This window comes from Shewanella sp. DNRA4 (assembly GCF_012843185.1).
Classification (GTDB): Bacteria; Pseudomonadota; Gammaproteobacteria; order Enterobacterales; family Shewanellaceae; genus Shewanella; species Shewanella xiamenensis.
Genome location: NZ_JABAIP010000002.1, coordinates 320,229 through 332,534, shown reverse-complemented (window position 1 = coordinate 332,534; position 12,306 = coordinate 320,229). Strand labels below are relative to the sequence as shown.

11 protein-coding genes and 1 other RNA gene are annotated in these 12,306 nt (G+C 44.0%); 5 read left to right on the top strand and 7 right to left on the bottom strand.

Annotated elements, in window-relative coordinates:
* Positions 1 to 67 precede the first annotated feature (67 nt).
* The 4 genes from HG547_RS03435 to HG547_RS03420 form a co-directional block, all read right to left on the bottom strand.
* On the bottom strand, positions 68 to 1,837 hold the full coding sequence (locus tag HG547_RS03435; protein WP_037425544.1) for a monovalent cation:proton antiporter-2 (CPA2) family protein: 1,770 nt from the start codon (positions 1,835 to 1,837) through the stop codon (positions 68 to 70).
* Positions 1,838 to 2,060: 223 nt separating this feature from the next.
* Complete coding sequence (locus tag HG547_RS03430) at positions 2,061 to 3,788, bottom strand: GGDEF domain-containing protein (RefSeq protein ID WP_088585865.1); 1,728 nt, start codon at positions 3,786 to 3,788, stop codon at positions 2,061 to 2,063.
* A gap of 63 nt (positions 3,789 to 3,851) precedes the next feature.
* Positions 3,852 to 4,064: a hypothetical protein gene (locus HG547_RS03425; RefSeq protein ID WP_047538087.1), complete on the bottom strand. Its 213-nt coding sequence runs from the start codon at positions 4,062 to 4,064 to the stop codon at positions 3,852 to 3,854.
* A 44-nt stretch (positions 4,065 to 4,108) separates the two neighbouring features.
* Positions 4,109 to 4,900, bottom strand: a complete 792-nt coding sequence (locus HG547_RS03420) for an SAM-dependent methyltransferase (RefSeq protein WP_088210567.1) — start codon at positions 4,898 to 4,900, stop codon at positions 4,109 to 4,111.
* 406 nt (positions 4,901 to 5,306) lie between these two features.
* Here HG547_RS03420 and bamE point away from each other — a divergent pair, with 406 nt between their 5' ends.
* The gene (gene bamE / locus HG547_RS03415) at positions 5,307 to 5,798 is read left to right on the top strand and encodes an outer membrane protein assembly factor BamE (RefSeq protein WP_037416135.1); all 492 of its coding nucleotides are present in this window, start codon (positions 5,307 to 5,309) and stop codon (positions 5,796 to 5,798) included.
* A gap of 77 nt (positions 5,799 to 5,875) precedes the next feature.
* Here bamE and HG547_RS03410 read toward each other — a convergent pair whose 3' ends face one another.
* Both HG547_RS03410 and HG547_RS03405 read right to left on the bottom strand, forming a co-directional pair.
* A complete protein-coding gene (locus HG547_RS03410; RefSeq protein WP_037415988.1) occupies positions 5,876 to 6,211 on the bottom strand; it encodes an RnfH family protein in 336 nt (111 codons plus the stop codon).
* Entirely contained in the window at positions 6,201 to 6,638 is a 438-nt protein-coding gene (locus HG547_RS03405; RefSeq protein ID WP_011623526.1) for a type II toxin-antitoxin system RatA family toxin, read from the bottom strand. Before HG547_RS03405 ends, HG547_RS03410 begins: the two co-directional genes overlap by 11 nt.
* Positions 6,639 to 6,893: 255 nt before the next feature.
* Here HG547_RS03405 and smpB point away from each other — a divergent pair, with 255 nt between their 5' ends.
* From smpB to HG547_RS03390, 3 genes are all read left to right on the top strand, one after another.
* Entirely contained in the window at positions 6,894 to 7,385 is a 492-nt protein-coding gene (gene smpB / locus HG547_RS03400; RefSeq protein WP_011071661.1) for an SsrA-binding protein SmpB, read from the top strand.
* A 72-nt stretch (positions 7,386 to 7,457) separates the two neighbouring features.
* Positions 7,458 to 7,812, top strand: a transfer-messenger RNA (tmRNA) gene (ssrA, locus tag HG547_RS03395).
* 184 nt (positions 7,813 to 7,996) lie between these two features.
* Positions 7,997 to 9,241 carry an integrase domain-containing protein gene (locus tag HG547_RS03390; protein ID WP_088585866.1) on the top strand — a complete coding sequence of 415 codons (1,245 nt, stop codon included), beginning with the start codon at positions 7,997 to 7,999 and terminating at the stop codon, positions 9,239 to 9,241.
* A 137-nt stretch (positions 9,242 to 9,378) separates the two neighbouring features.
* Here HG547_RS03390 and HG547_RS03385 read toward each other — a convergent pair whose 3' ends face one another.
* Positions 9,379 to 10,278 carry a LysR substrate-binding domain-containing protein gene (locus tag HG547_RS03385; RefSeq protein ID WP_169547011.1) on the bottom strand — a complete coding sequence of 300 codons (900 nt, stop codon included), beginning with the start codon at positions 10,276 to 10,278 and terminating at the stop codon, positions 9,379 to 9,381.
* 118 nt (positions 10,279 to 10,396) lie between these two features.
* Between HG547_RS03385 and HG547_RS03380 the strand changes: the two genes are divergently transcribed.
* Positions 10,397 to 12,166 (top strand): flavocytochrome c, encoded by a 1,770-nt coding sequence (locus HG547_RS03380; protein WP_169547010.1) that lies wholly within the window; start codon positions 10,397 to 10,399, stop codon positions 12,164 to 12,166.
* Positions 12,167 to 12,306 lie beyond the last annotated feature (140 nt).

Here is a 12,306-nt window from a genome sequence, read left to right as displayed (position 1 = left end):
CGTTTTCCTTAAGCCCATAAACAAACAAGAGAGCCCATTGGCTCTCTTGTTGTTTTAGCTGGCAGACTTAACTAACGTTTTCCCGGTCGCCACGCATCAGCGACTCCAACTCAGCTTTCCCCTTATTGGATAAATCAATCAGCTTGGCTAAATCATGTTGATGGGCAGCACTGGCGATCACCAGCTTTTTATCGTGCTCGGCAAAAATCTTCACCCTTTCATTGGCCTGCACCTGTGATAAACCTAAGCCCTGCAAAATCTTCTCACTGGCAGATAAAGCCGAACCAAAGGTTTCACGGAACACATCAGTCACCCCAAGGCTCATTAATCGATAGGCATGGTTACGGTCCCGCGCCCGAGCAACAATATTGATATGGGGGAAATGGGTTTTCACCTGTTGGGCAATTTCAATCGAATCCTCAACATTATCAACGGCCAGCAGCAACAAGCGCGAGCGCGCAATTCCCGCCGACATCAACATATCTAAGCGTCTGGCATCGCCAAAATAGACCTCACCACCGTATTTGCGGATCACATCCACATGGCTGGCATCCTTATCTAAGGCCACAAACGGAATACCCGATGACGCTAAAATCCGCCCAGTGATCTGCCCCACCCGTCCAAATCCGGCGATCACCACCTCAGATTCAGTCACATTAATGGTATCGGGTAAACGAGTATCCACCACCTTAGGTTTAGTGGCTCTAAAAAGCGTGAAAATCATCGGCGTGACTGCCATGGATAAACCAATGGCGAGCACTAATATTTGGGCGATTTTATCATCCACTATGCTGGATAATTGCGCCTGCGATAACAACACAAAGGCAAACTCACCGCCCTCTGCCAAGATAAGCCCTAGGGCAATACTCGGGCGCCATGTATGGTGCCGTAAACGGCCAAGCAGCATTAGCACTAGGGTCTTAATCAGCAGCATGCCCAGTAAAATCGCGAGGATAAGTAAGGGATCGGTTAAAAACAGCTTGAGATCCATACTCATGCCGACCGCCATAAAAAACAGCCCAAGCAGTAAGCCCTTAAAAGGCTCGATATCGGTTTCGAGCTGATGTCGGTAGCTGGAGTTCGCCAGCATAATTCCGGCTAAAAACGCCCCCATACCCGCCGATAGCCCCAGCCACTCCATCAATTCGGCGCTGCCCATCACCAGCAATAATGCAAAGGCGGTTAACACCTCACGAACGCCGCTACTGGCAACAAGTTTAAGTACCCGCGGCAACAGATATTTGCCCACCAACACAAAGCCCACTAAGGCCACACAGGTCCAATACCAAGGCACCGCATGGTGCTCAATCTGGGCCGAATTAGGTGCAAGATAAGCGGTTAATAACAACATGGGGATCACGGCGAGATCTTGCATTAACAACACACCAAAGGCATCGCGGCCCAGCGGGGTGGTCAGTAGTCTATGTTCGCTCATCAACTGCACCGCAAAAGCCGTCGATGACAAGGATAACGCCGCGCCAACCACTAATGCTGCCTCAATGGATAAGCCAAATCCCCAAGCTAAACCGCCAATTGCCGCCCAAGAAAGGAGTAACTGACCACTACCGAGACCAAAGATGGCGCTGCGCAGCTCCCATAACTTGCTCGGATTGAGTTCAAGCCCGAGCACAAACAGCATCAGTACCACACCCAGCTCGGCAAAATGCAGCACGGCGGCGGGATCAGACACCAGCGCCATGCCGCCAGGCCCTAAAATCACCCCAGCAGCGAGGTAAGACAGAATAGGTCCTGCGCCAAAACGTTTGCCCAAGGGTACAAAAATCACCGCGGCCAATAAAAATAACAGTACAGAAGTGAGCAGACTCGACTCTTCCATTAGGGCTCCACAATGTTAGCGAAAGGCAAAAATAGGGGTATGACCTTAAGCGAAAAAGCTTCGGCTACCGCTGGCAATCATACTCTAGTTATGCAGGAAAAAGTGTGAAAAATTGACCTAAAAATCATCGAGAAAACGCAAGAAATAACCGAAACAGCGAAAGAAAAAAAACGCGTTACATTAACCTAAACAGTCAGTTACACAGACAATACAACTCTACCCCCTACGGCCTTACCAACTGGCTGGTAATATTGGTGGCGCGTTTATCGGAGGCTAAAGCGTCCTCATAACAGAATACACTGTTACGACCATTGGATTTTGCGGCATACAGTGCCATATCGGCACGGTGTAGTAGAGGGTCTAGGCTTAAGTCTTCTGTTGTCATGCCGCTGACCCCAAAGCTCGCGGTGATAGTAAATTTATGCCCCGACAGATGCGTATCAATGGCTTCAATTCGGCTTCGGCATTGTTCGGCAACTTCCATCCCCTTAGATTCACTGGCGTAAGGCAAGAATAGCGCAAATTCCTCACCGCCAATCCGGGCAAACACATCACCATTGCGCACATGGGGTTTTAATACTTCCACGACTTTTTTCAGCGCCCAGTCACCCGTTCCATGGCCGTAGGAATCATTAATCCGTTTAAAATGGTCTAAGTCGAATAAAATCACGCAAAAATCGCCCCCTCGGGCAGCGGCTTGCACAAATAGATTTTCGCCCAGATCTTGCCCTGCTCCACGGTTAAGCACGCCCGTCAATGCATCCATTCTGGCCATGCGCATAAAACGCCGTTTTTGCAAATTGCCCACGACTAACAAAATCGCGAGGAAAAACAGCCCGCCCACTAATATCGTGATAAACATCAGCATATTAGTGTACTCGCGCTCTTTTACCGTTTGCTGAGCGATGTAAAGTTCGCGCTCTTTATTCAGCAAGTTGATTTCACGCGCCTGCTCATCGGCATTAAACTTAGCCGCCTGATAAGCAAGGGTTTTCATCCTCGACTCATCAAAAATCAGTTGATTATAATGTTGCTCTTTTCTGGAGTATTCATAGGCTTGTTCAAATTGTTTATCCGCCGCCATCAACTCGGCAAACACTTTGTAGGCAATATGCTTATGTTCGATATAACTATTATCATCGGGAAATGTGAGCACCTTAACTGCGTGACTTTTTGCTTGCACCAGTTCACCCGTTGCAAAGTAATTTTCTGCAAGTAGTGCATGCACATGGCTGATTTCTAATTGAAATTGAAAAGCTTCATACCCTTTTAACGCTAATAGCAAAATCGCTCTCGCGCCTAAATAGTCACCTCGCTCCTGCAAAACCATCCCTTTGCCTTTCATCGAAATAATCGCCAGAAGTGGAAATTGCTTCGCATCACAATATTGACGGCTATCTTCGAAGGCATCGAAGGCGTCGGGATTTTTCACACCGAGCAAGTAAATCGCCCGCAGCAATTTGGCATGGCAAATATCGCGAACATCGGTTTCCTGAGCGAGTTGTAACACCTTATTGGCATAGAGGCCCATATCGCTATAAGCATCCATTTCGGAATAAATATTGGCAATTCTTAGATAGGAGTGACGTTTAATCGTAACATCATCGATATTCACCACTAGGGCTAATGCTTTGGCGACAGCCGATAAGGCTTTATCATAGTCGCGCATCCCTATATAAACCGTGGCTTTATAACTATAAACCGATGCTAATAACTCAGAATTTGTGATTAAGGTTTCGGCCTGATGCAGATCGTCTAACGCTTTGGCATATTCACTGACAAAAATATAGCTAATGGCTCTGTCAATTCTTAGTCTGCCTTTTTGTGTCGGGGTTAAGCTGCTAAATGCGGTCTCATATTCGGCCAGTTTTTTCTGCGCAGTGCTAAGATCAGATTGCAGTAATACATCAAGCTCATTGAGTGCCTGATCAAAATCGATAGATTTAGCCATCAACGCTGTCGAACACAAAGCAAAGATGGCTAATAGGGCACAACGCAACCGTTTCAAGATAAGTTAATTATTACCATGATTCACTAATAAGAAGGCTTGATAGTCTTGGTCGCCACTTAACGTTTTGAGCTTTTCCATATCCCCAGTCATTACAGCGTTAATTTCTTCATCAGTTAATCCGTGGGCACGCATCACCGCCTCGGGATTCTGCTTATAGTCTTCCATTAACTGCGCATCTTGGCCTAACTGGGTAAAAAAATCCGATAATGCAAACATGTTTTCTCCTTATTGTTAATAATGACTCAATATCACACTTCAATTTAGCCCAAATCTTCGGGACCGATCCCTAACTTAGCCAAAATAGCATAGTTGTACTCCAGCTTTTTTGCTGGCGGAATTAACAACGTACTAATCGGTGTTAAGTGTGCTTGGGGTAAATTCGCTAAAGGTAAACGCTCGATACGCGGGGCTTGGATTGGCAAATTGGCCGCTTCGTATATGACCACCTCATGCTCGAGCGGGTACCATTGATTTAACTGCTCCACGAGGATCTGCAATCTATCACTCGAGGTATGAAATTGGGTTAGAGTATGTTCACCCGCAATCGCGATTTGCCAGAGTAATAAGTGGGTGGTGGGATCGGGCACATGGTTGAAAAACATAAACTGGCTGGCTTCAAAGCTTTGATGCCCGGAGTTGCCAGGGTCAATCCCTAAGTCGGCCCACAGGCAAGCTTCGGCCGAAATCCCCGGCTCCATCTTGGCCGAAAACCCTTCGGCCTTGGCGCGAGTTATCGCCATATGGGATACACAGGCAAACACGCCCGGATGACCATAGAGTGCACACACAGTTTTTTTACCCGCTCTCACCGCATCTAGAATGGCATTGACCATTTGCTCGTAGGTGTCTCGGCGATTTTTAACTTCACCATTTTGCGCATAAAACTGCTGCAAATTGATGACATTGGGGTTGAGCTTCGTCAACCAACGCTGCGAGAAACCGTCGGGTAAGAGTGAAAATACAATATCGGCATGTTCAATATAGCTGCGGCTTAATACGCTAATTTGCCCCGCGAGCTGTAACCCCGTCCCCACACAAACGAGTGATCCCAATGGTCTCTCCTAAAAAGGCGATCTCGGCGGATTAATACATAAATTCAAGCGCTGAAATAACGCTCTCTAAAACCAATACCATCGCTAAGATCATCAAAACAAAAAACTTTCACAACTCTACCCACATTCAGCTAACAATGCCACAGCACAATACTGCATTTGGTAAAATTTTCTGACCTAATTACCGCCCTACACGGTACATATAAAACAAAAAGCGATACAGGTAACAATCGCCGTAAATCAGTGTCCATGATAAAAATCTTCACACACAGCGAACTAAAGCCAGCCGCTTAGGTCGAAAACTCACACAATTGCAACGATAAGCGCCGCAACGCCCAATTACCCTTGTCATAGGGGGGACTGCTTGGGTATGATGGCCGCCAGATTTTCAGAAGTAGCGCATACAATGATCAATAAAAAGCAAAGTCTTACCCTGCTGAGTGCCATTGCGCTCTCAGTTTCGCTCAGTGCCTGTAGCGTGTTTGATTGGCTGATCTATAAGCCCGATATTCCGCAAGGCAACTACATGGAGCCGCAACAGGTTGAAAAGTTGCGTATCGACATGACCAAAGAGCAGGCCGAATACATTCTTGGTCGCCCAGTACTGCGTGACAGCTTTGCCGATGACACTTGGTATTATGTGTACCACTATAAGAGTGGCCGTGATGCGAGCATTACCCACAAAGAACTGATCCTGCACTTTACTGGCAACAAATTAAGCTTAGTGAAGGGCGACTATGAATTAAGCCCAGAGTTTAATACGCCGCTTGAGCAAAGTAAGTTGCCGATGGTAAACACCGCAGAATCTGCGCCGCAGGTGCCAGCACAGCGCCCAGATGAAAAGCCATTAGTGAAAGAAAATCAAACCGAAGCGCAAGTTCAAAAGCCAATCAAGTAAGTACACTGGTTTAACACTTACCTTAAAAACAAAAAGCGCCCATGGCGCTTTTTTTGTGTGCTGGTGTTGCAGACAGATTAAGACACCCGTCCACCGGTCACTTTATTGGCACGACCTTCATCCTTGGCCTTATCGGCACGGCGACGGCGCACATCCTTAGGATCGGCAATCAACGGGCGATAAATCTCTACTCGCTGCCCAGGTAAAATCACTTGGTCATGCTTAATCACATTGCTAAACACCCCAAGCTTTACCGTTTCTAAATCAATCTCAGGGAAAAAACTCACCATATTGCTCTGACGCACTATGTCAATCGCGCTCGTGCCGGGCAATACGCTAACCGAAATCACCTTCTGCTGAGTCGGCAGCGCATAAATAACATCGACGACGAACTTATCTGCTTCATTTGTCACTGTAAATTACCTTAGCGCGGCTGGTAAATGCCGTCACCATTGACACCATAAGATCATTAAACACTTTACCAAAAGCCATATCGACCAATGAGCTGGAAAACTCGAAATTTAAATCGAACTCCACCTTACAGGCATCTTCAGTCAACTCGGTAAAACGCCACTGGCCGAATAAGTGTTTAAAAGGCCCATTTTCAAGTCTTAACTCGATACTCTTTCCCGGCACCACCTGATTGCGCGTGGTAAAGGTCTTACGGATCCCCGCCTTACTCACATCGACCGAGGCCACCATGGTTTTACCATCAAACTCAAGCACTTTACCGCCAACACAACCGGGTAAAAACTCTTTGTACGACTCAACATCATTGACTAAATCATACATTTGCATCGCACTAAAACGAACTAACACACTTCGAGAAATTTGCGGCATAAAGCTTGGCACTCTCAATCTAAGTAAACACGCTGTCTCAAGCGAACTCCGCGCGCCCTAATCTCTAGGGAAGCTAACAAAAATTGGTTTGGATTCTACCACGATACTTAAAAAACGCACCCCTCACATATCCCTATGATGACACCGCCAAAACCGTATAAAAAACCAGCAACAAACTAATGAAGGCTTGAAATAGCTCAAATAAACCCTTATATCCATTTCAAATTGATTCACCGTGCGTATAATGGCGCCACTATGGTAAAGAAAAACTCAAAAAAAGCCGCGCCTGCGACAATCGCACGTAATAAGCGCGCAACCTTCGAATACCGTTTCGAAGAAAAAATGGAAGCCGGCCTATCCCTCATGGGATGGGAAGTGAAGTCTATCCGCATGGGTAAAGTGAACCTATCGGACTGCTACGTCTTCCTGAAAAATGGCGAAGCCTTTATGCACGGCTGTACCATTATTCCGCTCAATACCGCCTCTACCCATGTGGTGTGCGACCCTATACGACTCAAAAAATTACTGTTAAGTCGTAAAGAGTTGGACAAATTAGCAGGTTTAGTGGAACGCCAAGGCTACTCGATTATCCCTATCTCAATGTACTGGCGTAAAGGGGCTTGGGTCAAAGTGGAAATCGGCCTAGGTAAAGGTAAAAAAGATCACGACAAGCGTGAAGATACTAAAGCGCGCGAATGGGAAGTCGAAAAAGCCCGCGTAATGAAAAAGGAAAAAACGCGCGGATAATGAACAAACGATTGAACTTGCAGCAAATGATACTAGGTTATCTTTACGCTACGAGTTACAATCAACTTTCTTGGGGGCGATTCTGGATTCGACAGGATTCACGAAACCCTGGGAGCATGCCGAGGGGCGGTTGGCCTCGTTAAAAGCCGCAAAGTTATAGTTGCAAACGACGATAACTACGCTCTAGCCGCTTAATGCCGCTAGCCATCTACCACACGCTTCGCACATGGGCAGTGGATTTGATGGTCATCTCACATCGTGCTAGCGAGGGAACCCTGTCCGGGGGTGAACCGCGAAACAGTACCGGACTCACCGTTTGGGATCCTGTCTTTCGGAGTTCAAACGGTTAAACAATAGAAAGACTAAGCATGTAGCGCCTTGGATGTAGGTTTTCTGGACGCGGGTTCAAGTCCCGCCGCCTCCACCAAATAAAAGAACGAAGACGTCTCAGGACGTCTTTTTTCTTGTCTAGAACAACGTAAAATCAATAACTTACATTCCACCACTGTCCATAGACGTCCATTAACTGCCATATACTCTGGTATTCCAAATGGTATTCCAAGCGAAATGTCGCTATTATTTGGAATACCAAAACGGTTTGGAGATAGTCTATGTGTGCCAGAGCGACTCGTCTTAGTGATAAGGAAATTAAATCAATCAAACCCGATGACAAGGATAAGGTCTTATCGGATGGAGATGGACTGCAACTCAGAGTCAGATGTAATGGGTCTAAACTCTGGAACTTTAACTATCGTCATCCCACAACCAAAGCGCGTATCAATATTGGATTGGGTACATACCCAGAAATATCTTTAGCTCAAGCAAGGCAATTGACTCTTGAAAATCGAGCATTGGTTGCTCAAGGGATTGATCCCAAAGAGCATCGAAGCCAAAAGCGATTAGAAGAACAAAGTATTACCGAACATACCTTGTTTAATGTCGCATCTCAGTGGATTGAGACCAAAAAACACAGTGTAACAACTGATTACGCAACAGATATATGGCGCTCATTTGAGCGTCACGTATTCCCCAAACTCAAAGATATGCCCATATCAAAAATCACATCACCGATGATTATTGAGCTTTTTCGCCCTATAGAGGCTTCAGGCAGTTTGGAAACAGTGAAAAGGCTCACTCAACGCCTAAATGAAGTCATGGTATTTGCTGTTAACTGCGGCCTAATTTTTGCCAATCCACTTGTTGGAGTAAAAGCTGGTTTCAAAAAACCGGTAAAAGAAAATATGGCAACCCTAAAACCTGAAGAATTACCTGAGCTAATGTTAGCCCTAGCAAATGCCTCCATCAAACGTACAACTCGTTGCCTAATTGAATGGCAATTACACACTATGACTAGACCTTCTGAAGCCGCCTCGACACGTTGGGATGAGTTTAATTTCGAAGAAAAAACTTGGACTATTCCAGCTGAGAAAATGAAAAAAAGACGAGTTCACACAATCCCACTGACAGAGCAAATGTTGGCACTTCTTGAGACAATGAAGCCTATTAGTGGACATCGGCCTTATGTTTTCCCTTCAGATCGCAATCCTCTAGAGCACTGCAATAGCCAAACTGCAAATATGGCATTAAAACGTATGGGGTTTGCAAACCGACTTGTCAGTCATGGCTTACGATCTCTAGCCAGTACAACATTAAATGAACAGGGTTTTGAACCAGATTTGATTGAATCGGCATTAGCACACGTAGACTCCAATCAAGTTAGAACTGCATATAACAGGACAGACTTTTTGGAAAGAAGACGCCCGATGATGAGCTGGTGGAGTGGACATATAGAAGAAGCCTCGAAAGGGTCTCTATCTGCATCAAGCTTTAAAGGATTTAAAGTTGTAAATAGCTAAATAAAAACACCGCGAGCTCGGTTAACAAAAACATCAATCGAGCTCATAAATGCTATGAGCATCGCTTACATTAAATAGTATAAAAATATCTTAGCGTTCTAATCTCAAAAAACTACAAAATTATGACATCAAACTCATTAAGCCTTAACTGATTTAGCAAAACCCAAAATGGTTTGATATAGCTTAAATGTTGATTCATCCTGCATATGCTCATAAGTACTGACAAGATGATACGCGGGAGATTTATGTTTTGGCATATATATATCAAATGGCTTAATCAAACGTCCATTAGCCAACTCTTTTGAGACTAGAATTCGATTCACATAAGCAATACCAGCACCTTGAATTGCAGCTTCTATTGCTTGAATAGAGTTTTGAAAGATAAGTTTACTCTGGCTCGATTTTCGCTCTACTCCAAAATACTGCATGACAATATCCCATTGAACTAAACGGTTGTTGGTAAAAATCAAAGTATGTTTATCGACAATCTCCTGATTAAAGCTAAGAACATCAGAATTAAAATAATTAGGATGGCATACTGGGATCATTTCTTCATGAAATAAAAAAACTGAGTAGAGATTATCCCAAGAGTCGTAGCCATAACGTATTGCCAGATCTAAATCACACTTAGAAAATTCAAGGTAATCTAATGTATCAATGAATTCAACACTACGATTAAGCTCTTTTAGCTTGTTATCTACCAACCTTGGTAGAAGCCAATTCTTTAATAATGAAGGAGGTATAGCTATTTTGATTTTTGGCTTACTCCCTTCAATCCCCAGGTCAACCGTAGCTTCTTCCATATTTTGCAAAATCATGGATATTCTAGAATAATACCTTAAACCACAATAGGTTAGAGTAACTTTCCTGCTACCTCTTTCAAATACTTTTTTACCAATAAAATCTTCTAACGTACTTATCTGATGGCTAATTGCACCAGGCGTAACATTCAGTTCCATTGCAGCAAGTTTAAAACTTTGCAGTCTAGCTGCTGCCTCAAAATAAATAATCGATTTTATCGGAGGTATAACTCTCATGCCATCTCCTTGTGTTAAGTGAATTTTTCTATTCTGACAAATTAATTTTTTTGCTTTGTCAACATGCACCCCTGAAGCAATGATGAATGTGAATTAAAACACTAGAGAGGTAAGAGTAATGTTTAACACCAAGTTATTACCGTTAGCTATATCTGCTTTTTTTATATCAACATTTAGTTTTGGACAAACGTTATCAGAATTCCATATTGATAATGGCAATAATTGCCAATCATGTCACACAAAGCCTATAAAAGTTGATGATGCAGAAAGTTATGAAAATAAGTCCTGTGAAAGTTGTCATGGTACTATGGATAAATTAGCTACTAAATCAAAAACAAAACTATCCCCACACCATAGCCACCTTATTGATGTGTCATGTACTAGTTGCCACTCGGGCCATAAACAACCGGTATTCGTCTGCCAAACTTGTCACGACTCTTTTAAGAATGAGTTCAAAATCCCCTTTTCTGATGACAAGCCCATTCTTGATAGCTATCAATTCCCTAAAGTTACTCAAGAAATGATTGATACAGCCCTTGCAAAAGCTCCAGTTGAACAACACCAAGTTGTTGTTATTGGAGCAGGTGCAGCAGGACATGCTGCGGCTATTTCAGCGAGGCAACATGGTGTTGCAGATGTCGTTATTCTTGAAAAGCAACCCTATATAGGAGGGAATAGCATGTTAGCCGCAGGCGGAATGTCTGCCGCAGAAACAATCACACAAGCCCTTAAAAACTATCCTGACAGTAAGGCACTGTGGTACGAAGATACAATGAAAGGTGGACATAACATAAACAACCCCAATCTCGTTAAAATCTTGACAGAAAACGGCAGCGCTGGGATTGATTGGCTACAAGCAATGGGAGCAGATTTAACGTCAGCATCAAGTGCTGGGGGGCATAATGCTGAACGTTTACATAGGCCTACAGGTGGGGCGAAATCAGGTCCTGAAATCGTTAACACCCTAAAAGAAACAGCAAAGAAACTCGGGATTGAAACGCGTACAAATAGTAAAGTTATCCAGTTAGTACAAGATAAACAAGGGGTTGTCACTGGCGTCCTTGTTCAAGGAAAACACTCGAAACTACATATACTTGGAGCTAAAGCAGTCATTATTGCTTCAGGTGGTTTTGCTCGAAATAATGAACTAGTGGCAAAATATCGCCCAGATTTGAAAGGAGTCGATGCAACAAACAATCCAGGTAACGTAGGAGATGCGCTAACTTTTGCCCCCAAAGCAGGTGCAGAGGTTGTTGATATAAAAGAAATTCAAGCCTTTCCAACGGCAGCAGCAGGGAAAATGGTTATTTCAGGGACTGCACGAGGTGCCGGAGCAATCATGTTAAATAATGATGGTGACCGGTTCTGTGATGAAATGGGGCCAAGAGATAAGGTGTCTGAATGTATTTGGGCACAAGAAGGTAAGGATGCTTGGTTAGTTTTTGATGAAACCGTCTTGGATAGACTAGGCCAACTACGTGGAATGTTGGATTTAGGTATTATTTTTAAAGGCAACTCAGCAGATGAAATAGCTAAAGCAACTAAAATGAATGCTCAAAAATTTGACCACGCAATTAAACGTTATAACGATTTTAAAATGAAGGGAAAAGATGCAGACTTTGGCCGTAAAAATATGGCAGATGATCTTCAATACCCAATTTATGCGGTCAAAATTAAACCCGCCGTCCATCACACTATGGGAGGCTTAAAAATTAACGCGAAAACTGAAGTCATCGATCACAATGGCTTACCAATAAAAGGTCTCTTTGCTGCGGGAGAAGTGACAGGAGGAGTTCATGGTGCAAATAGATTGGCAGGGAATGCAATTGCTGACACCATAGTATTTGGACGAATAGCAGGTGAGCAAGTAGCCAATTCGATTAAGTAATCAACCTTGTTTTAATGCCCCCTTCTCTTAGAAGGGGGTTATTGTCCTTATATAGTGCTATCTAAATTTACCTTCCTATTTCTCGAATATAGCTTCAGATCTAGATTTAAGTAGACCATAACTACCATCAAACTGTAGAA